At 59.2% G+C, this 21,625-nt stretch carries 16 protein-coding genes; 8 read left to right on the top strand and 8 right to left on the bottom strand.

From position 1 onward, the window contains the following. Window positions 1-50: 50 nt before the first annotated feature. Both IEX40_RS01905 and moaA read left to right on the top strand, forming a co-directional pair. Window positions 51-1,208: an MFS transporter gene (locus IEX40_RS01905; RefSeq protein ID WP_229680479.1), complete on the top strand. Its 1,158-nt coding sequence runs from the start codon at window positions 51-53 to the stop codon at window positions 1,206-1,208. After that, entirely contained in the window at window positions 1,205-2,203 is a 999-nt protein-coding gene (moaA, locus tag IEX40_RS01900) for a GTP 3',8-cyclase MoaA (RefSeq protein WP_188745409.1), read from the top strand. Before IEX40_RS01905 ends, moaA begins: the two co-directional genes overlap by 4 nt. 272 nt (window positions 2,204-2,475) lie before the next feature. Here the strand turns inward: moaA and IEX40_RS01895 are convergent, their stop codons facing one another. Beyond that, window positions 2,476-2,904 carry a MarR family winged helix-turn-helix transcriptional regulator gene (locus tag IEX40_RS01895; protein ID WP_188745408.1) on the bottom strand — a complete coding sequence of 143 codons (429 nt, stop codon included), beginning with the start codon at window positions 2,902-2,904 and terminating at the stop codon, window positions 2,476-2,478. A gap of 172 nt (window positions 2,905-3,076) precedes the next feature. Between IEX40_RS01895 and IEX40_RS01890 the strand changes: the two genes are divergently transcribed. Further along, on the top strand, window positions 3,077-5,002 hold the full coding sequence (locus tag IEX40_RS01890) for an FAD-dependent monooxygenase (RefSeq protein ID WP_188745407.1): 1,926 nt from the start codon (window positions 3,077-3,079) through the stop codon (window positions 5,000-5,002). Window positions 5,003-5,141: 139 nt separating this feature from the next. Here the strand turns inward: IEX40_RS01890 and IEX40_RS01885 are convergent, their stop codons facing one another. Further along, window positions 5,142-5,759: a LysE family translocator gene (locus IEX40_RS01885; RefSeq protein WP_188745406.1), complete on the bottom strand. Its 618-nt coding sequence runs from the start codon at window positions 5,757-5,759 to the stop codon at window positions 5,142-5,144. A gap of 74 nt (window positions 5,760-5,833) precedes the next feature. Further along, on the bottom strand, window positions 5,834-7,267 hold the full coding sequence (locus tag IEX40_RS01880; protein ID WP_188745405.1) for an NCS2 family permease: 1,434 nt from the start codon (window positions 7,265-7,267) through the stop codon (window positions 5,834-5,836). 508 nt (window positions 7,268-7,775) lie between these two features. Here IEX40_RS01880 and IEX40_RS01875 point away from each other — a divergent pair. Beyond that, entirely contained in the window at window positions 7,776-8,513 is a 738-nt protein-coding gene (locus tag IEX40_RS01875) for a GntR family transcriptional regulator (protein ID WP_188745404.1), read from the top strand. Window positions 8,514-8,575: 62 nt separating this feature from the next. Here IEX40_RS01875 and guaD read toward each other — a convergent pair whose 3' ends face one another. From guaD to xdhA, 4 genes are all read right to left on the bottom strand, one after another. Then, window positions 8,576-9,910 (bottom strand): guanine deaminase, encoded by a 1,335-nt coding sequence (gene guaD / locus IEX40_RS01870; protein ID WP_188745403.1) that lies wholly within the window; start codon window positions 9,908-9,910, stop codon window positions 8,576-8,578. Window positions 9,911-9,975: 65 nt separating this feature from the next. Then, window positions 9,976-10,815, bottom strand: coding sequence for a xanthine dehydrogenase accessory protein XdhC (xdhC, locus tag IEX40_RS01865; RefSeq protein WP_188745402.1), 840 nt, complete (start codon window positions 10,813-10,815; stop codon window positions 9,976-9,978). A gap of 50 nt (window positions 10,816-10,865) precedes the next feature. Continuing rightward, window positions 10,866-13,259 (bottom strand): xanthine dehydrogenase molybdopterin binding subunit, encoded by a 2,394-nt coding sequence (gene xdhB / locus IEX40_RS01860; protein WP_188745401.1) that lies wholly within the window; start codon window positions 13,257-13,259, stop codon window positions 10,866-10,868. Then, window positions 13,252-14,691, bottom strand: coding sequence for a xanthine dehydrogenase small subunit (gene xdhA, locus IEX40_RS01855; protein ID WP_188745400.1), 1,440 nt, complete (start codon window positions 14,689-14,691; stop codon window positions 13,252-13,254). The genes xdhB and xdhA overlap by 8 nt, the downstream gene beginning before the upstream one ends. A gap of 621 nt (window positions 14,692-15,312) precedes the next feature. Between xdhA and IEX40_RS01850 the strand changes: the two genes are divergently transcribed. The 4 genes from IEX40_RS01850 to IEX40_RS01835 all read left to right on the top strand — a co-directional run bounded on the left by IEX40_RS01850 (window position 15,313) and on the right by IEX40_RS01835 (window position 20,111). Continuing rightward, a complete protein-coding gene (locus tag IEX40_RS01850) occupies window positions 15,313-16,761 on the top strand; it encodes a nucleobase:cation symporter-2 family protein (protein ID WP_188745399.1) in 1,449 nt (482 codons plus the stop codon). 31 nt (window positions 16,762-16,792) lie between these two features. After that, a complete protein-coding gene (locus tag IEX40_RS01845) occupies window positions 16,793-18,139 on the top strand; it encodes an 8-oxoguanine deaminase (RefSeq protein WP_188745398.1) in 1,347 nt (448 codons plus the stop codon). 189 nt (window positions 18,140-18,328) lie between these two features. Continuing rightward, a complete protein-coding gene (locus tag IEX40_RS01840; protein WP_188745397.1) occupies window positions 18,329-19,045 on the top strand; it encodes a DUF5020 family protein in 717 nt (238 codons plus the stop codon). A 199-nt stretch (window positions 19,046-19,244) separates the two neighbouring features. Continuing rightward, window positions 19,245-20,111 carry an urea transporter gene (locus IEX40_RS01835; RefSeq protein WP_188745396.1) on the top strand — a complete coding sequence of 289 codons (867 nt, stop codon included), beginning with the start codon at window positions 19,245-19,247 and terminating at the stop codon, window positions 20,109-20,111. 4 nt (window positions 20,112-20,115) lie between these two features. On the opposite strand, the gene IEX40_RS01830 is transcribed toward IEX40_RS01835, so the two are convergent. Then, the gene (locus IEX40_RS01830; RefSeq protein WP_188745395.1) at window positions 20,116-21,333 is read right to left on the bottom strand and encodes a glycerophosphodiester phosphodiesterase family protein; all 1,218 of its coding nucleotides are present in this window, start codon (window positions 21,331-21,333) and stop codon (window positions 20,116-20,118) included. Between the last annotated feature and the right edge of the window lie 292 nt (window positions 21,334-21,625).

Genomic DNA, 21,625 nt, shown 5'->3' with positions numbered 1-21,625 from the left:
TCCTGGCCTTATCAGATTCTGGTGCCTGTTTACTCTCTGGAGAGACAACAATGATAACAATAGACAGTATCCGTGGCCGCACCGCGCTTTGTGTGGCCCACGTCGCCGGCATGATCGATATGATCGCGCTGCCGGTCTGGGTTGGGGCTCTGATCTCCCAATACCACTTCACGCCGCAGAAGGCGGGAGGGTTGGCGACGCTGTTTCTGATGGGTGTAGTGGTTGCCAGCCTGTTCTGGTCGCCCAGATTCAATCGCTTCAAGCCCCGGCTTCTGGTGCCTCTGGGGTTCTGCCTGACCTCTATCGCCTTTTTTGTCGCCACCACCACCGATCACTATATCTTGCTGGCGATTCTGCATGCTTGCGGTGGGCTGACCACCGGCATGAGTCTGTCGTTCACGCACGGTTCCATCGGCCGCGCTAGCAATCCGCATAAACTTTTCGGTCTGGCGCAGTTCTCCCTCGGCAGCTTTGCCATCCTGTTTCTGGGTGGCTCGCCGACGATTATCGAAACCTTCGGCGGACCCGCGTTATTCGTTATTTTCGGTTCGGTGATGGCGCTGGCGGCAATCATGACACTGTTGTTGTTTCCGCATATCGACAACAGGAAGGCGAAAACGCCGACGCATCAAGTGGCAAGGGAGAGAATTCCCCGCCAGGTGTGGTTTGGCATCTTCGGCGTCAGCCTGATGGCGATCCTGCAGGCGATGACGTTTAGTTTCGTCGAGCGTGTCGGCAGTGATATGCATGGTTACAGCACCGCCCAGGTATCCGGCGTGCTGCTGGCAACGGGGCTGGTTGGCATGTTGCCGGGGTTGGCCGCCATGCTGATGCACGGTCGCTGGTCGGCACCCAAGGTGATGCTGGCAGGCCCTGCACTACAGGCGGCTCTGACCCTGGTGATCGTGATGACCACGGCTTTTCCCGCTTATGCCATCGCTGTGTGCTTTTACCCATTCATCATGGTGTTTACCCACACCTTCGCCTTCGGCTATTTCGCGGACAAGGATCCCTCGGGCCGCGCCGTGGCGGCGACACCAGCGATGAACATGATCGGCTCCGGTATCGGCCCCTTCCTCGGCGGCACACTGGTCCAGTTCTTCGGTTACGAGAGCCTGGGATACGGTGCCTTGGTGCTGGCGCTGCTCGCCATCCTCAGCGTATCCCAGCTCGGTCGTGAAGTGGGACTGGTGCAGGCGGCGCGATGAACTCAGGCAGGGGAACGTTGTTGCAGGACCGCTTTGGCCGGCGCATCGACTACCTGCGCCTGTCGGTGACCGACCGCTGCGACCTGCGCTGCGTGTACTGTATGGCGGACGATATGCGCTTTCTGCCCCACGCCGAGGTGTTGTCGCTGGAGGAGCTGTACCAGGTAGCGGCGGGTTTTGTCCGGCTGGGGGTCAACAAGATCCGTCTAACCGGGGGCGAACCGCTGGTGCGGCGGGGCATCCTGACCCTGATCGAGCGCCTGGGGCAGTTGCCGGCGGAGCTGGTGCTCACCACCAACGGTACTCAACTACCGCAGATGGCGCATGAACTGGCAAGTTGTGGTGTCCGGCGTTTGAACATCAGTCTGGATTCCCTGCGTGGCGACCGTTTTCGTGAGCTGACCCGAAACGGCAGTCTTGATCGGGTGCTGGCAGGCATCGAAGCCGCACGCAGTTCCGGTTTCACACGCGTCAAACTCAATACGGTGGTATTGCGCGGGCGTAATGAGGATGAAGTGCTTGATCTGGTCGATTTCGCACGCCGGGCGTCGCTCGATATCAGCTTTATCGAGGAGATGCCGCTGGGCCAGATCACCGAACATGACAGGGGTGAAAGCTTCTGCTCCAGTGACAATCTTCGTGAACTCATATCGAGCCGGTATCCGTTATACCCCTCTACCGAACGAACCGGTGGACCCTCGCGCTACTACCGCATGGCGGGCAGTGATACCCGTATCGGTTTCATTTCGCCGCACAGCCACAACTTCTGTGGCGAGTGCAACAGGGTCCGTGTAACCGTCGAGGGGCGGCTATTGCTGTGCCTGGGCAACGAGCATTCCGTGGACCTGCGTGAGATAGTTCGGCGCTATCCCGGCGATGTCGGGCGGCTGGAGCGGACGATCATGGCGGCGATGGCGATCAAGCCCGAACGGCATGAGTTCAAATTGGATGCTGAGCCTCAGATCCTGAGGTTTATGAGTATGACGGGAGGTTAAAAATCTCCGGCTTCCACCATCACTCGGGATACATCGGTATGAGGTTCCACGGCTATGACAGCCGCAAAGATGGTGAGCGGGATGCCGTGCTGCTTTAACAGCGTCAATAGGTGCTAGATAGCGGTACCGCTTTCACACTCATGTTAGAACTCCATGCTCATGTGGCGCATTTCCGTTAGCAACTGCTCAGGTAAAACCATTAGTGGTTTTTTTAGCCGCCGTGCTACTGCCGCGGTCATTGGCGTTAGCCCCGCGTTTTGCCTCTCGGGGCATTACCCATCGATGTGGGCGAGCGCCTTGCTGGCCAGCTCGATGAACTTGTCGCGTTCTGCAAGACTCAGTCCGGGCAGAATGTCCGCCTGTAGCGCTTGCACCACCGGCGCGACCTGGTCAAACACCTCCGACCCCTTTTCGGTGAGCCTTACCTCGCGAGCGCGCCGGTCATGCTTACACACCGTGCGCTCGATATACCCCTTCTGCTCCAAACGGTCGACCACACCGCCAATGGTGGCGCGATCGTAGCCGATTTCGGCGGCGACTTTTGCCTGGTCAATGCCGGGAATGCGGGCAATGACGTCCATCGCGGCGAACTGAACCGGCGTTAGATCCAGGCCGACCTGCTGCATGTGATTGCTGAACACGGCGGTCGAGTTTTGATTCAGGCGTCTGATCAGGTGCCCGGGCTTTTTGTGCAAATCCATAATCACTCTCGCAAATATTGATCTGGGTCAGTATTTCCCCCAAAAAGCCATCGCCTATGGAATAGTAAGTATACTTATTAGTTGACCCATAAAAGTAAGTATAGATATTATTTGAAATGTAAGTGTACTTACTATTAAGGCAATCAGAACAAGAAAGCGAGGAAAAACAACGATGCAATATTATGTAGATGGTTTCCGCGGTGGTGATCCCGATCGTAAAGACGCAACATCAACGCGACGTGACCGTAGCGAGTTTGCCCCTCTACCCGAAAAAGTGGATGTTCTGATTGCGGGCACCGGTCCGACCGGCCTGTGCCTGGCCGCACAGCTGTCCCAGTTCCCCGAGATCGATACCATGATCGTGGACCCCACTCCGGGTCCGATCGAAAAGGGCAAGGCCGACGGCATCAACACCCGGACCATGGAGATGTTCCAGGCGTTCGGTTTCGCCGACAAGGTCAAGCGCGAAAGCTACTGGGTCAACCAGACCAACTTCTGGATGCCGGACCCGGAGAATCCGAAAAACATCAAGCGCATCGGCCGGGTACAGGACGTAGCCGATGACTCCTCCGAGATGCCGCATATCCTGATCAACCAGGCGCGGGTGCATGAGCTGTTCCTCGACGTGATGCGCAACTCCACCACCCGCCTGGAACCGGACTATAGCTGGGCGGTGCGCGATCTGCAGGTCGATACCACAACTGATGAATATCCGGTGACCGTGATTCTGGAAAACACCGGCGTGAACAAGGGCGAAACCAGGGTCGTGCGCGCCAACTATGTGGTCGGCTGTGACGGTGCGCGCTCAAACGTGCGCAAGGCGATCGGCGGCGAGCTGCATGGCGACGCGGCGCATCAGGCTTGGGGTGTCATGGATATCCTTGCCAATACCAATTTCCCCGATGTGCGCCAGAAGTGTCTGATCACCTCCGCCCATGAGGGCAACGTGCTGATCCTGCCGCGCGAAGGCGGTTACCTGTTCCGCATGTATGTGGAACTGGACAAGCTGAACCCGGACGAGCGCGTGGCCAACCGCAACTTCACCGTCGATGACCTGATCGCCGGTGCCAACCGCATCATGCAGCCCTACAGCATCGACGTGAAAGAGGTGGCCTGGTGGTCGATCTATGAGATTGGGCATCGCATGACCGACAAGTTCGACGACGTGCCCGCCGGCGAACAGGCGACCCGCAACCCGCGTGTCTTTACCGCCGGTGACGCCTGCCATACCCACAGCCCCAAGGCGGGCCAGGGGATGAACGTGTCGATGCAGGACACCTTCAACCTGGGCTGGAAGCTGGCGCATGTACTGCAGGGGCGCGCCGATGCGAGCCTGCTGCACAGCTACTCGGCGGAACGCTGGGCCGAGGCCAAGCGCCTGGTCGATACCGACCATGAGTGGGCGCGTATCATGTCCGCTCCGGCTGGGCAGTCTTCACTGGACAATGGCGATGAGCCGCGCTTCGTGCGTCAGTTCAAGGCGAATCTCGAGTTCACTAGTGGCCTGGCGGTGAAATACGGTGAATCCGCTCTCGTTGGACCGGCCACTCACCAACTGCTGGCCAGAGGCGAGGAGATCGGTCGTCGCTTCCATTCGGCTCCGGTGGTGCGTTTGTCCGACGCCAAGCAGATGCAGCTCGGTCATGTAGCAGAGGCCGATGCCAGGTGGCGGATCTACGCCTTTGCCGGCAAGAAAGACAGCTCGGCGCCGGGTTCCGCGATCCACAAGCTGGCCGACTGGCTGCAGAGCAATCCGAATTCGCCTGTGGTGAAATACACTGGCAAGGATCAGGATATCGATGCGCTGATCGACCTGCGCGCTGTATTCCAGCAGACCTTCAATGCCCTTGCGTATGAAGATATGCCGTCGCTGCTGAAGCCGACCAAAGGCAAGCTCGGTCTGCAGGATCACGAGAAAGTTTTCTGCGTGGACCACAAGGGGCTGGGCGATATCTACCAGATGCGTGGCATCAATCGTGAAAAGGGCTGCATGATCGTCGTGCGTCCGGACCAGTACATCGCGCATATCCTGCCGCTGGACGCTTACCAGGAACTCGCATCCTTCTTTGACGGTATCTATCTGCCGGTAGCGAAGTGATGAAGCAGGGAGCGTTAGGTGCAGGGCTTAGCCGGGTAATAAGGGAGCAGTGTAAGAAGGGAGCAGTGTAAGAAGAGAGCAAAAGGAGTCGGGGTTGCCCGGCTCCTTTTTTTTGGCGGATTCAGTTCGGTGCGAAGGACTACTTGATCAGCACCGCGCCACCGATGCCGACAAACAACCCGGCGCTGGCGCGGTTGAAGTGCTGCAGGTTACGACCGTTTTTCAGCACCGGGGTCAGCAGGCGGGCACCGCCGCCGTAGGCCAGTTTGCAGACCAGATCGAGCAGGCACCAGCTCAGCGACATCACCAGCAGCTGCGGCAGCAGGGCCGTTTCCGGCGAGATGAACTGCGGCAGGAAGGCAACGAAGAACAGAATGTCCTTCGGGTTACTGATACCCAAGGTGAAGGCGCGCAGGAACATCCGGGAGGCGACGGGCTTGAGCGGCTGCTTATCGCTGGTTGGCTGCTGCTGTCCCGCTTCTCGCCAGGCTTTGTAGCCCAGCCAGATCAGGTAGAGTGCACCGGCATAGCGGATCAGCGTGAACAGGGTTTCCGAGGCTGACAGCAGGGCGCCCAGGCCGGTGGCGGAGGCGAGCAGCAGGGTCAGCGAGGCGAGGGTGCCACCTAAGAAAGCGGGCAGACTACGCCGTATGCCGTGGTTCAGGCTGTTGGCGACCATCAGCAGTGACAGCGGGCCTGGGATCAGGATCACCAGCAGGGAGGCCAGGCAGAACAGCGACCAGCTTTCGAATGTCATGGTTGTCTCTCACGCAAAGAGCCCCCCTTTAATGAAGGGGGGCTCGGTCTGTTGGATTAAGAACCTGCCGTTGCTTAGGGCAGGAAGATAAACTTGGCCACGAAGATCGCCGTCAGAGCCCAAACACCGGCACTGATAGACGATGCCTTGCCGGTACACAGCTTCAGCGCTGTGTAGGAGACAAAGCCGACCGCTATGCCGTTGGCGATGGAGAAGGTCAGCGGCATCATGATAGTGGTGAGAATGGCCGGGGTAAACTCGGTCATATCCTCCCAGTCGATCTTGGCCAGTGAGCCCATCATCAGCATGGCGACATAGATCAGCGCGCCATCCACGGCAAACCCAGGCAGCATCTGCGCCAGCGGCAGCAGGAACAGGCCGAACAGGAACATGACACCGATCACCACGGCAGTCAGGCCGGTGCGTCCGCCTGCCGATACGCCGGCTGCGGACTCCACGTAGGAGGTCACCGGCGGGCAACCGAAGGCGGTGCCGATAACGGAGGAGATTGAGTCAGCCTTGAGTGACTTGTCCAGACCTTCGATGTTGCCGTTCTCATCCTGCAGGTTAGCGCGCTGGGCGACACCCATCAGGGTGCCGGCAGTGTCGAAGATATTGACGAACAGGAAGGTGATGATGACCGGGATCAGCGCGACTTCAAACGCCCCGGCGATATCCAGCTGCATGAACACTGGTGACAGGTCGGCAAAGTTGGGCACTGCAACCAGTCCACCCTCAGGCCAGGACACGAAGCCGGAGGCGGGTGCCCAATCAACGCTGACGGTGAAGAAGTCATAGGGAAGTACCGCGGCCATCAGGAAGGCGACAGCGGTGGTGATACCGATGCCCAGTATCACCGAGCCGAATACACGGCGGTAGCTGAGGATGCTGATCAGCAGGAAGCTCAGCAGGCCTAGCGCCGGCGCTTCGGGGCCAAACTGGCCGAAACCGAAGTGGGTCAGATCGGCCAGGGCGACCACGTTGTCCGCGTTAGGGACGACGATGCCGGTAAAACGCAGGCCGATGAAACCGAGGAACAGGCCGACACCGGCGGTCATCGCCAGACGCAGGCTGAGCGGTATGCTGTTGAGCATCCATTCACGCAGCCGGGTCACACTCATCGCGACGAACAGCACTCCGGACAGGAACACGGCCCCCAGCGCGACCTGCCAGCTGTAGTCCATCTCCAGGACAACGGTGAAGGTAAAGAAGGCGTTGAGTCCCATGCCCGGCGCCAATCCTATCGGCCAGTTGGCATAGACACCCATGAAGATCGTCGCGATCGCGGCGCCGATGCAGGTGGCCAGGAACAGGCCATCGAACGGCATGCCGGTTTTGGACATGATGATCGGGTTCAGGAACATGATGTAGGACATGGTGATGAACGTGGTCAGGCCCGCGATCACCTCGGTCCGCACGTTGGTCCTGTGTTCCTGCAGTTTGAAGAAACGGTCGATAAAACGGCGTTGGCCTGATGCGCGTCGATCTGACGGAGCTTGGTCTGACATGGCCGTGTCCAGCGCTACTTCTTGTTGCTGTATGCTTTCCACAACTTTATCTCCTCAATGGGGGCTTGTCGCCCCTATTTATTTTTATGGCTGGCCGTCAAACGCATTCGACTGCCGGGGGATGTTGTGTTTCATTCCTTGGAAACTCGGGAAACCATAGATGTGTGTACGGTTACCCTTGGCACCCTCCTTTCAAGATTGTGCTTAGATCCATAATAGGATTGTATACATAAAAATCAACCTAGGAGTCAGGTTTTTTCATTAAGTGAAATGCATAGTTGATGAATGGGGTTGATAGTCAAGGCAGTCGACAGATACGAGGCGGCGAGGGAGAGCTTGAGCGACGGCTGGGCTATCTTGGGCGTAGGTTGTTGATGTCTGGGTCTTGGGCCAGGGATTAATGTGTACAAAAAGTGGTCCATTGTGTACGATTTATTAATCCGTCCTTAGGGCGGGGATCTCCTTGGCCGGTGTCGTAAGAACGCCAGCGCACAGTTGATGAGGCCTTATGAGTCGGTTAACCGAAATCAAGAAAAGTGATCCGAAAAAGGGTGAGAAGAAAACCCAGGACGACATCGTCTACGAGCATATCTTCGACGCCATTCTGGAGCAGCGGCTGCCGCCCGGAACCAAGCTGAACGAGGAGTCTCTGGGTGAGATCTTCGGTGTCAGTCGTACCATCATTCGGCGTGCGCTGTCTCGGCTCGGCTATGAACAGGTGGTGGTGTTGCGGCCCAATCGCGGTGCCGTGGTGGCCAGCCCCACTATCGATGAAGCGCGGCAGATCGTCTTTGCCCGCCGGGTGGTGGAGAAGGCGGTCACCGAGCTGGTGTGCGACAACGCCGAAACGGCCCAGATCGAGCAGTTGAAACAGCTGGTACGTGACGAGCAGGCCTGCTTTGATCGTGGCGATCTCGGTGCCGGTATCCGTCTGTCCGGTGAGTTCCATCTGTACCTGGCCGAGATGGCCAAGAATCCGCCGTTACTGAGCTTCCAGCGCAGCCTGGTGTCGCTCTGCTCACTGATCATCGCCCAGTTTGAGAAGGGTGAGTCCAAGTCACACTGCTCCTACGATGAGCACTTCGAGCTGATTGATGCCATCGCACAGCGGGACAAGAGCAAGGCGGTGGCGCTGATGATGCACCACCTGGATCATATCGAGCATAAGCTGAGCCTGGATGATGAAGCCGCGGATAACGATCTGAAGGCGATCTTCTCCAATGTCCTTGGCCGCAAGTCGAGCTAAGGGTTTCAGTCGACCATAAAAAAACGCCCGCTCGGGCGTTTTTTTATGGGATGGTGACAGGCTCAGTCCCGGCTATACACCAGCTCTCCCATGGCGAAGGTGCATTTGATCGCCCGGTCGTCGCCCAGCGTCATCAGCACGAACAGGCGCTCCTCCAGATCCTTTGCCTGCTGCATGCGGTAGCTCATCAGCGGTGTGGAATTGTAATCCAGTACCACGAAGTCCGCTTCGCTGCCCGGCTCCAGGGTGCCGACCTGCTGTTCCAGCTGCAGCGCGCGGGCGCCACCGAGGGTAGCCAGATAGAAGGACTTGAACGGGTGCAGTTTCTTACCCTGCAGCTGCATCACCTTGTACGCTTCGTTAATCGTCTGCAGCATCGAGAAGCTGGTGCCGGCACCGACATCGGTGCCGAGGCCTACCTTGATCTTGTGCTGCTCCGCCTGCGGCAGGTTGAACAGGCCGCTGCCGAGGAACAGGTTGGAGGTGGGGCAGAAGGCGATGGCAGAGTCGGTTTCGGCCAGGCGCTGGCACTCCTCGTCGCACAGGTGCACGCCGTGGGCAAACACCGAGCGCTGACCGAGCAGGTTGTGGTGGTCGTACACATCCAGGTAGCCGTTCTGTTCCGGGAACAACGCCTTGACCCATTCGATCTCGTTGCGGTTCTCCGACAGGTGGGTGTGCATGTACAACCCGTCGTACTCACGCAGCAGCTGTCCCGCGGTGGCGAGCTGTTCCGGGCTGCTGGTCGGCGCGAAGCGCGGGGTGACCGCGTAGTGCAGGCGGCCCTTGCCGTGCCAGCGCTCAATCAGCGCCTTGCTGTCGCGGTAGCCGCTCTCCGGGGTGTCGGTTAGGGCTTCCGGCGCATTGCGGTCCATCAGTACCTTGCCGGCAATCATGCGCAGGTTGCGCTTTTCGGCGCTGCTGAAGAAGGCATCCACCGACTGCGGATGCACGGTGCCGAACACCAGGGCGGTGGTGGTACCGTTGCGCAACAACTCGTTGAGAAAGATCTCCGAGACCTGTTCGGCATGGGCCGGGTCGACGAATTTTTGTTCGGCGGGGAAGGTGTAGTTCTCCAGCCAGTCGAGCAACTGATCACCGTAGGAGGCGATCATGCCGGTCTGCGGGTAATGGATATGGGTGTCGATAAAGCCCGGCGTGATCAGGGCATCTTCATAGTGGTGGATCTTGGTGCCTGACTGCAGGCCCTTCATGATCTCCGGGGCATGGCCCAGGGCGGTGATGCGTCCGTTCTCGACGACCATCATGCCGTCTTCAAAGTAGCGATAGCTGTTCTCGAGTCCCAGTTCAGCCGGGTCGCCCAGGCTGTCGAGGATGGCGGCACGGTAGGCTGTGGCGGAAGTGGTAGCGTTAGAGGTGGACGGAGATTGTGTCATGTCGGTCGGTTCCGGTATTGCGTAACTGTCTTGAGTAACAGGGGAGCGGATGGATCGGCCGGGCGTCAGATCGCCAGCCGCTCCACCGCAGGTACTTCAAAAGGAGTGTCCTTTGGGGCGCTGGCTTTGCTGCCGAACGCGGCGTTATACCGGGCGATCACCTCGCCGGCCACGGACACCGCGATCTCGGCGGGCAGCTTGCCTTTGACCTCCGGTATGCCCATGGGACAGGTCATGCGTTCTAACTGCGCGTCGTCAAAGCCCTTGGCCTTCAGCCGATGCTCGAACTTCTTGCGCTTGGTCTGTGAGCCGATCAGGCCGAAGTATTTGAAATCGTTCCGTTTCAATATCGCTTCGGTGAGCTCCTGATCGAGCTGATGGTTATGGGTCATGATGATGAAGTAGCTGCCGGCGGCTTGCGACTCGATCTCGTCCACCGGGAACTCATTGACCACCTTCTCCACCCCCTCGGGGATGTGAGCGGGAAATTCATCCTCGCGGGAGTCGATCCAGCGTATACGGCAGGGCAGGGTGGCCAGGATCGGCACCAGCGCACGGGCCACATGGCCGGCACCGAACAGCGCGATCTGCACGATACCGGCATTGAGCGGCTCGAACAGCAGCGTGGTGGCCCCGCCGCAGCACTGCCCCAGGCTGGCGCCGAGGGAGAAACGTTCCAGCCGCGGCTGTTCCTGCTTCTCCTCGAGCATGGCACGGGCGATCTTGATCGCCTTGTGCTCCAGGTGGCCGCCGCCGATGGTGTCGAAGCGTTCCGCTGCGCTGACCACCATCTTGGCGCCGGCATTGCGGGGGGTGGAGCCGCGCTCATCGACAACGGTGATCATCACCGCCGGGGTGGCGTCGGCTTCAAGCTGGCTCAGGGCCTTGATCCACTCGCTGTTCATCTTGCTGCTCCCGTGGTTCTTATTGTCATTGGTGCCGTTCCGGGGCGCTTTTATACGGTCTCGGCAACCGCTGCAGTGCGGGCCTGCTGCTGGTGCTGCTCCATATCGCGGATCGCCCAGAGCACCCGCTCCGGTGTGGCCGGTGCATCGATGGCCGGGCTGAGCCGGTAATCGGCGACACTGGCGATGGCGTCCTTGATGGCGCAGAACACAGAGATGCCGAGCATGAACGGGGGCTCACCGACCGCCTTGGAGTGGTACACGGTGTCCTCGGCGTTCTTGCGGTTCTCCACCAGTCGCACACGGAAATCGATCGGCATATCGGTGACCGCCGGGATCTTGTAGCTGGCCGGGCCAGAGGTCATCAGCCGGCCCTTGTCGTTCCAGACCAGTTCCTCCGTGGTAAGCCAGCCGGCGCCCTGAACGAAGGCGCCCTCGACCTGACCAATATCGATCGCCGGGTTCAGCGAGGCACCCACGTCGTGCAGGATGTCGGCGCGCAGGATCTTGTACTCGCCGGTCAGGGTGTCGACCACCACTTCGCTGCAGGCGCAGCCGTAGGCGTAGTAGTAGAACGGGCGGCCACGGGCGGTGTCGCGGTCGTAGTAGATCTTCGGTGTGCGGTAGAAGCCGGTACTCGACAGTGAGATCTGGTTGAAGTACGCCAGCTGGATAAACTCGGCGAACGGCATCACTTCATCGCGGATCAGCACGTGGTTGTTGCGGAAGGTGACATCCTCTTCAGTCACGTTGAAGTGGCGCGCGGCGAACTCGACCAGACGCTGCTTGATGGTGCGCGCCGCGTTCTGCGCCGCCTTACCGTTCAGGTCGGCACCGGAGGAGGCCGCCGTCGGCGAGGTGTTCGGCACCTTGTCGGTATTGGTGGCGGTGATCTGGATGGTGTCGAAGTCGACCTGGAACTCCTCGGCCACCACCTGGGCGACCTTGGTGTTCAGGCCCTGGCCCATCTCGGTACCGCCGTGGTTCAGGTGGATGCTGCCATCGGTGTAGATATGGATCAGCGCGCCGGCCTGGTTCAGGAAGGTGGCGGTAAAGGAGATACCAAACTTCACCGGGGTCAGCGCCAGACCCTTCTTCAGGATCGGACTCTTGGCGTTGTACTCGCGGATCGCCTGGCGGCGAGCCTGGTAGTCGCTGCTCCGTTCCAGGTCATCGATCATCTGCGGCAGGGCGTTGTCCTCCACCTTCTGGTAGTAGTGGGTGGTATCCCGGCCTTCGCCGCCGTACAGGTTGAGCTTGCGCACCTCCAGCGGATCCTTGCCCAGGCGGCGGGCGATATCATCCAGAATGATCTCCGGCATGATCAGACCCTGGGGACCGCCGAAACCGCGGTAGGCGGTGTTGGAGGCCAGGTTGGTCTTGCAGCGGTAGCCGGTGATGGTGGCGTCACCCAGGTAGTAGCCGTTATCGCTGTGGAACATGGCGCGGTCGACGATGGAGTTGGACAGATCCGGCGAGTAGCCGCAGTTACCGGCCAGCTTCATCTCGCAACCGGTGATGCGGCCATTGTCGTCAAAGCCGACCTCGTACTGGTTGAAGAAGGGGTGACGCTTGCCGGTCATCATCATGTCTTCCATACGCGGCAAACGCATCTTGACCGGACGGCGGGTGTGGTGGGCCACCACGGCCGCGATGCAGGCCGGGCCCGCGGCCTGAGTCTCCTTGCCGCCAAAGCCGCCGCCCATGCGGCGCATATCGATCTGAACCTTGTTGAAGGAGACGCCGAGCACCTCGGCGACCAGCTTCTGCACCTCGGTGGGGTTCTGGCTGGAGGTGAACACGATCATGCCGCCATCTTCGGTGGGCACCACCGAGGAGATCTGGGTTTCCAGGTAGAAGTGTTCCTGGCCGCCGATATGGACCTGACCGGTGATCCTGTGCTGTGCGCCGGCCAGTGCCGCAGCGGAATCGCCCCGTTTGTGGGTATGCGGCTCGCTGACGAAGTGTTCCTGCTCCAGCGCCTGTTCGACCGAGAGTACCGGATCCAGCTCTTCATACTCGACGATGGCGGCCATCGCCGCCTTGCGCGCGGTTTCCAGGTCGTTGGCGGCAACCGCCAGTACCGGTTGGCCGTAGTACTCGACCAGGCCATCGGCCAGCAGAGGATCGCCGGGCAGCACGGCGCCGATATCCAGCTGGCCCGGCACATCCTTGGCGGTGATGGCGATCGCCACACCGGGGAAGTTGTAGCAGGGGCTCACATCCAGCTTGGTGATGCGGGCATGGGCCTTGTCCGACATGCGGGCATAGACGTGCAGCTGGTTGGGGAACTCGAGGCGGTCGTCGACATAGACCGCTTCGCCGCTGACCTGCTTTGCCGCACTCTCATGCTTGACGCTGCGGCCGACGCCGGTGGTCAGGTCCTGTTTAACCAGTTCCAGCATTTCGGCGTAGCTTTTCTTGTTCTGATGATGATTAGACATATGCGGTCACCCGTGTTTCTACTTCTGGGGATTCAAGCTCGACAAAGTACCGGGTCAGCAGGTTGACGGCCGTCAACTGGCGGTACTCGCGGGAGGCACGGAAGTCGGAGATCGGACTGAAGTCCTGCGCCAGCGCCTGTTTCGCCTTTTCGATGGTGTCGCGGTTCCACTCGGCCCCGGTCAGTGCCTGTTCGCACTGGCTGGCGCGCTTCGGAATCGCCGCCATACCACCGAAGGCGACGCGGGCGGACTGGACCCGGCCATCGCGGATCACTAGGTTGAAGCAGCCGAGTACGGCGGAGATATCGTCATCGATCCGCTTGGAGATCTTGTAGCTGCGGAACTCGCCGTTATCGGCGGCCCGCGGCACGATCACCTTCTCGATGAACTCACCCGGCTGCTGGGCGGTGACCTTGTAGTCGATAAAGTAATCCTGCAGATCAAGGGTGCGGCTCTGCTCACCCTGGCGCAGCACCAGCTGTGCGCCCAGGGCGATCAGTGCGGGGGGAGAGTCACCAATCGGCGAGGCATTGCCGATATTGCCGCCCAGGGTGCCCTGGTTGCGGATCTGCAGGGAGGCGAACCTGTGAAGCAGGGCGCCGAAATCGGGATAGTCGTGGCTCAAGGCCTGGTAGCAGTCGGTCAGCGACGCGGCAGCACCCAGTTCGATACGGTCATCGAACACCTGGACCTGTTTCATCTCCGCAATATCGCCAACATAGATCAGGGTGTCGATCTCCTTGCGCAACTGGGTCACCTCCAGTGCCAGATCGGTACCGCCGGCGACCAGGCGTGCCTCGGGATGCTGCTCTTTGAGGGCGGCCAGTTCCGCCAGGGTGGTCGGGTTGTAGGCGGCTTTTCTGCCGTACTTCAGCTCCGCTTGCGCCTGGGGCTGAATCTCGCGCAGGCGGGCGAGGGTGTCGGCCTGCTCACGATCGAAACTGTCCGGGGTTACATCGTCGTACATCTTTTCCGCGGCTTCGACGATGGGGCGATAGCCGGTGCAGCGGCACAGGTTGCCGGCCAGGGCTTCGTGGATCTCCTCCTTTTCCGGTTTGCCGACATTCTTACCCAGCGCAAACATGGACATGACAATGCCCGGTGTACAGAAACCACACTGGCTGCCGTGACAGTCCACCATCGCCTGCTGGGCTGGGTGCAGACGGTCGCCCTGTTTCAGGTCCTCGACCGTAATCAGCTGCTTGCCGTTCAGCGCGGAGACGAAGGTCAGACAGGAGTTGACGCTGCGGTAGCGGATGCGCTCGCCATCCAGTTCACCCAGTACCACGGTACAGGCACCGCAGTCTCCAGAGGCACAGCCCTCCTTGGTACCTGTCTTGCGGGCCTGGGTGCGCAGATAGTTCAGCACCGTCATATTGGGGTCCAGATGGTCTTCGACCCGCAGCTCTCTGTTGAGTAAGAACCTGATCAAGGAGGGCCTCCTTTCTTTACTTATGTTTTATACGGAGATGTTTAATACGGAGCCGTGTTTGTTACGGGGCTCGTTGGGTATGGGCTGATTAAAGTAAAAGCTGACTTTCAAGTCAACTTATAATTTGACCTCTTGGTCAGGTAATGTTTTGCCCTTTGTTGGAAGAAAATTCTTAATCATGCGGATTGGTAGTGAATTTCATCGATTGGGTGCGTGAACGCAGAGCTAAATCCTGTCTAATCGGTCAAATCATTCTTGTGTACTTTTTTTCATGATGATTTGTATACATTGATTGTCTTTTATTTTCCCTGTTTCTAACCGGATTTCTTGTCCGCTTTCGCGTTTAGGATCCCTTTGGAAGGGGGTGGTATCCGTACTGTGAATGCCCATGTCTTGTTCTATAACTATATGACTTTATAAGTATTTAAACGATTTTGTCTAAGGGTGTGCATAGTATTTCGTATTGTGAATACAAGAAGTATATTGGTTTGTAGACAATATTTGGTCGATGAATTAGGTTTTAACCCTGTGCAGGACTGACGCCTGCCGGACAGCTTGTGACGACCTCGCTCGGGAGAGGGGCGAGGCGAGACCAACAAAAATAACTAGGGTATTTTCACAATGGCAAAGCACAGCTCTTCGATCGATCTGGTCTATGGACTGGATGACAAACCTAGATTTTCGGTAGCGGTTTTTGCTGCGCTCCAGCACGTGCTGGCGAGCTTTATCGGTATCATCACGCCGACGCTGATCGTCGGTGGTGTATTGGGGCTGGGCAGTGAAGTGCCCTATCTGGTGAGTATGGCGCTGATCGTGTCCGGTATCGGCACCTTTATTCAGGCCCGTCGTATCGGCCCAGTGGGTTCCGGTCTGCTCTGTGTGCAGGGCACCAGCTTTGCGTTCCTCAGCTCGATTCTGGCCGCAGGATTCATCGTCAAGGGCAACGGCGGAGGGCCGGACGAGATACTCTCCACCATCTTCGGTGTCTGCTTCCTGGCGGCGTTCGTGGAGATCTTCCTGAGCCGCTTTATCGAAAAGCTGCGGCATATCATTACGCCGGTGGTTACCGGCACCATTATTACCCTGATCGGCCTCTCCCTGATCAAGGTGTCGATGACCGATATCGCCGGTGGCTTCGGCGCGCCGGATATGGGGGCACCGGTCAACTTGGCGCTTGCCGGTCTGGTGTTGATCACCATCGTGATTTTCAACCGTTTTCAGATGCATATGCTGCGACTGAGTGCGGTTATCATCGGCCTGAGCCTGGGCTTCGTCGTGGCCTGGTCGATCGGTAAGGTGGATTTCAGCGGGCTGAGCGATCTGTCGCTGATCGCGATTCCGGTACCGTTCAAATATGGTTTTAGTTTCGATCTGGCCGCGTTTCTGCCCATCGCCATCATCTATGTGATCACCGCGCTTGAAACCACCGGCGACCTGACCGCCAACAGCATGGTGTCAAAGCAGCCGGTGGATGGTCCCATCTATATCCGCCGCATCAAGGCCGGTGTACTGGCCGACGGTGTGAACTCTGCGATCGCCTCGACCCTGAATAGCCTGCCGATGACCACTTTCAGTCAGAATAACGGTGTCATTCAGCTGACCGGCGTCGCCAGCCGCCACGTCGCGCTGTTCATCGCCGCGATCCTGGCGCTGCTGGGGCTGTTCCCGATTATCGGCGGCGTGCTGCAGCAGATGCCGAAACCGGTATTGGGCGGCGCCACGCTGATCATGTTCGGTACCGTGGCGATGGCTGGGGTCAAGATCATCGCCGAAGCGGGTCTGAACCGCCGCAACATGCTGATCACCGCGATCTCCATCGGTATGGGGCTGGGTGTTGCAGGGGTGCCCGAGGTACTGTCTGCCATGCCGGACGATATTAAGAACATCATCGGTTCACCGCTGACCATCGGTGCCCTGTCCGCGATCTTCCTGAACCTGCTGCTGCCGCATCATCTGGATGCCGCGCCTCATGCCGCATCGGAGCATGCTGGAGCGCAGGCGGAAAGCGCTGAGTCATCAGAGGACGGACGCGCCATGACCGCGGCAACCGTCTCCAGCACGGCGAAGTAAGCACTAGCAACTGATCAAATGGAGTAGCAGCGTGAACAGCACTCAACGTATCTGGATCAAATCACCGTTGGCGACCTTGGACAGCGCATGCGCCGGTGGTCTGGTGGTCGAAGGTCAGCGCATTGCCGAGGTGCTGGCCGCGGGCGAAACCCCGGCGGCCCCTGTCGACGAGGTGTTCGATGCTCGCGAGCATGTGCTGCTGCCGGGGCTGATCAACAGCCATCATCACTTCTACCAGACCCTCACACGGGCGTTCCCGGCGGCGTTGAACAAGTCCCTGTTCAGCTGGCTAAAAAGCCTCTACCCGGTATGGGCACGGCTGGGCGAGGAGATGGTCGAGGTATCGACCCAGGTCGCGCTGGCCGAGTTGCTGCTCTCCGGCTGCACCACGGCCAGCGATCACCACTACCTGTTTCCGCAAGGATTGGAGAACGCCATCGATATCCAGATGGCCCAGGCGGAAAAGTTGGGGGTTCGCGTACATCTGACGCGGGGCTCCATGAGCCTGGGCGAGGAGGATGGGGGTCTGCCGCCGCAGACCACGGTGCAGGATGAGGACACTATCCTGGCCGACAGCGAACGGCTGATCCAGCGTTATCACCAGGCCGGGGAGGGCGCCATGAGCCGCGTTGCGCTGGCTCCCTGTTCACCCTTTTCGGTCAGCGAAAGCCTGATGAAGGCCAGCGCCCAGTTGGCTGAGAAACACGACGTCAGGCTGCACACCCATCTGGCCGAGACCCATGACGAGACCGCCTTCTGCGAGAAGATGTTCGGCCTGCGCCCGCTGGATTATCTGGAAAAGGTGGGATGGTTAAGCGACCGCGTCTGGCTGGCCCACGGTATCCATTTCAACGACGAGGAGATCCGTCGTCTGGGGCGGGCCGGTACCGGTATCTGCCACTGCCCGTCATCCAACATGCTGCTGGCCTCGGGGCTATGTCCGACGCTGGATCTGGAACGCGCCGGGAGTCCAGTGGGATTGGGTGTCGACGGCTCCGCATCCAACGACGGTTCCAACATGATCCAGGAGGTGCGTCAGGCGTTCCTGCTCGGCCGGCTGCGCTACGATGCCGCCGAGATTACCCACCAAAAGGTGCTGTCCTGGGCCACCGAAGGTTCCGCCCGCTGCCTGGGCCGGAGTGATTTGGGTGCACTGAAGGTCGGCATGCAGGCCGATATTGCCCTGTTCCGACTGGATGAGCTGCGCTTCGCCGGAGCCGGTGATCCACTGGCGGCACTGGTGCTGTGTGGTGCTCACCAGGCCGACCGGGTCATGGTTGCCGGACGCTGGCGGGTAACGGATGGAGCGATTGCGGACTTCGATCTGCAAGCGCTGATCGAACGACAGAAAAGTCTGGCCCGAAGACTGGCGTCCTGAGCGCTTGTCGAGCGGTAACGGCTAGCTGAATCGAGAGTGTCCCTCGCACTCTCTTCTGCGTAACAACCACTGAAGAAAGCATCTGGCAATGCCGGCCCTCGGGCCGGCAGGGCCGCATTCGTCCCAAAAGCAGCAAAAAAGAACCGTAAAAACAACAGCTCAAAATAACAACGAAGGAAGATAGATAAGATGACAATAACAAAAACCGCAGCCTGCATTCTCACCGGCGCACTCCTGTCCACCACGGTCTCAGCCGAGCAGCTGTGGAGCGACTTCAGCCTCAGCTACTTGAACGGCAGTGAGTATGAAGTGGGGGACGATGATCGTCAGGTGGTGACTGTCGAGCATGCCAGTGGCCATAGCTGGGGCGATAACTTCTTCTTCCTCGACCGTCTGAAATCATCCAACGGCGACACCGAGCACTATTTCGAGCTGTCACCGCGCCTGAGCCTGGGGTATCTGACCAACAGCGAGCTGTCGTTCGGGCCTGTGAAGGACCTGCTGCTGGCCGGTACCTGGGAGAGCGGTGAGGGCTTCGACAACTACCTGGCCGGGGTAGGGGTCAGCCTGGATGTACCGGGGTTCCGCTACTTCAACGTCAACCTGTATCACGTTAATAACGAGCTGAAGGACAACGATCGCCAGCTGACGTTGACCTGGGGGCTGCCGTTCGAACTGGGCAGTGCCGAGTTCCTCTATGACGGTTTCCTCGACTGGTCCACCGAAGAGTCCGATCATGCCGCCGAGATGAACTTCACCTCCCAGCTGAAATGGAACGCCGGCAAGCTGTTCGGCACCAAGGCTCCGGTTTACGTGGGTGTCGAGTACGCGCACTGGAACAACAAGTTCGGTATCAACGGCGTCGATGAGCGCAGCCCCTCCCTGTTGCTGAAGTGGCACTTCTGATCGGATCGCGTAGATCGGATCACGCTGATCGCACTGACAGGATCGCATCGATCGACTCAGTGACAACCGCACCTGGCCGGCTTTCCCCTTTCAAGCCGACAAGGGTGTAGCTTGAGCACGGTGTCATTCCACTCCCCAAGTTGGATGGCGCCGTTTTTTACCATCTGGCCTCTTGCCAGCAGTCGTGGGAGCGTGCGACGTGACCGCAGGGTTTCAGTTTATCCGGTCGTTCCTGACCGGCTTTAGCCAGATCATGCTGCAATCGAACAGCCTGACGGGGTTGTTTTTTCTGGCCGCGATCGCGGTGAATTCAGTGCCGATGTGCTTGGCTGCCGTTGCTGGCAGTCTAACCGCCTATCTCGGTGCCTGGGCATCGGGTGCTGGACGAGCGCACCTCGAACAGGGTCTGTACGGTTACAACGGAGCGCTGGTGGGGTTGGCCTGCGCACTGTACTGGCCAGCGGGCACAGAGCTGCTGGTCATACTGCCGCTCGCGGCGCTGGTCAGCACGGGGCTGATGCGGCTCTTCGTCGAGCGGCTGTTCTTTCAGAGAATTAGCTGTCCCGCCTATACCGCCCCCTTTATTCTGTCGATCTGGCTGGTTGCGTCGGCTGTCGAAGTAGAGCCCGCGTCGACCGTAGTGGTGACCCGCAGCGGAATCGATAACCTGCTGCTCGGGTTTGGTCAGGTGCTGTTGCTGGATCAGCCGATCGCCAGCCTGCTGATCCTGGTCGGGTTGGCATTCGCCTCCCGCCGTGCACTCTGCTGGGGGGCGGTTGCCGTGGTGCTCAGCAGTGGGGGAGCGTTTTTGCTCGGTGGTGTACCCGAGGATATTTTCAGCGGCGCCTACGCCTATAACGCGGTGCTGGTGGCGATTGCCCTGTCCGCGAGGGCAGAGCTGGGCGTCATGGTTGTCTTTGCGGCCATTCTGCTCAGTGTCATTCTTACCGGTTGGCTGCAGCAGTGCGGCGTGCCGGTGTTGACCGCGCCGTTCGTCATATCAAGCTGGCTGGCGCTGCTGTTGAGCAGCTTGTCTGCCACCTTCACCTCGCCAGCCAGCTACTGACAATTTACTTCAGGTCCAAACAGCTGGCGTAATAGCTGACGGTAGCGGGCCAGTCTGAGAATAGACCGCTTATGCCCACATCCTGTGCCAATACGTTGAGTAGCTCCAGCATCTTGCCGTCATCATCGGCGATGTTCTCGATCGACTGATAGTACCAACCACCACCCCGCTTGAGCGGACCGGAGCGCTCCAGAGTCCAGGTGATGATGTTAAGGCCTGCCGCCCGGGCTTCCAGAGTGTAGGCGGACGGTACGATCCTGCCATTGTCGTCGGTGACCAGCATCCACATCGGCGGCGCGATGTAGTTGACGCCCATCGCCTTTAGCTCGGCCATGGACGGTTTAAAGGTGGCGGCGTTCATCGGGTCGAAGCCATCCAGATCGTAACGATCGTCCAGATAGACCGCCTGCTTGCCGAATTCGGGTTCGTGCTCGATCCAGTACAGAACGTCATCAAGATTGAACGACTGGGGCCAGACATCCTGCGCGGGGACACCCGCCGCCTTGTACTCGTCGATCATCTTCTGCGCGTACGCTTGCTGGGAAAATCCGTTATAGGGCATCTCAACGGATGCTGCCTTGAGTTCCGGTGTGAACTTGACGCCCAGGGACCTGAACAGTTCGATCGACTCGGCATGGGTCATCAGAGTGCCCTGCTGGGCCGCGTATAGATCTGTACGCCAACCGGGTGTCCCGTCCATGTAGCCCTTGGCATCGGTTGCCTCTGTGTTGGCGGCGTCCATCTTGCCCTGCAGTGTGCGTAACTCTGCCAGGGTGATATCGCTGGTGCGGCATTCGGCCGATGCTGGCTGATCTCCAGCGGCAGGCGTGAAGGCTTGGGTACACTTTTCTGCCAGTGGTGTGGCCAGAATGTTGGTGGTTGTGTGCAGGTCATTCTGGGCGTGGCGACAGACCAGCTGCTGGTCTTGGGTGAAGGTCACGTCACATTCAATTATCCCGGCGCCCATGCGCGCCGCGGCGATATAGGATTCTCGGGTGTGCTCTGGAAACTGCATCGGAGCGCCGCGATGGCCGATGGAGAAGAGAGTACGCTTGACAGGTTTGTCTGCGCATTCGAGCAGCTTCTGCTTCAACGGGCTGTCCGACATCTGGTCGATCAGGAACAGCGGGCGTGGGCCCAGGGAGATTGTGTCGGCTTGAAGAACACTGCTCATCAGGACTGCGGCTACCGATAAGGACAGTGAGGTGAATGATCTGGCCATGGTTCCTCCTTGGCTTTGAAAACAGCTATTGGAAGGCAGGGATGTTGATAGTAGGTGATAGTTAGGTGACGTTTTCGTAACAGAGCTGTCAGTCATTGCCCGTTGTCACTGAGAGTCGGTGTTAAGGACATATTCAGTATCCAGCCTGCATAAAACATAGAAGACTGCGCTTGTTTTGTGAGCCGTGCGCGGTTTAGTGTTTCGGGAGGCCGATAAGAAACCCTGGGGTGTGCAACGAACAGGGTTAACGGTGCAGAGGCCAGGGAGGGGCATATTGCCGGGCGGTAGTGCA

This window comes from Marinobacterium zhoushanense, from assembly GCF_014641945.1.
GTDB classification, from domain to species: Bacteria; Pseudomonadota; Gammaproteobacteria; order Pseudomonadales; family Balneatricaceae; genus Marinobacterium_D; species Marinobacterium_D zhoushanense.
Note: the sequence above shows the minus strand (reverse complement) of the source record. Positions and strands in the feature narration are given on the sequence as shown.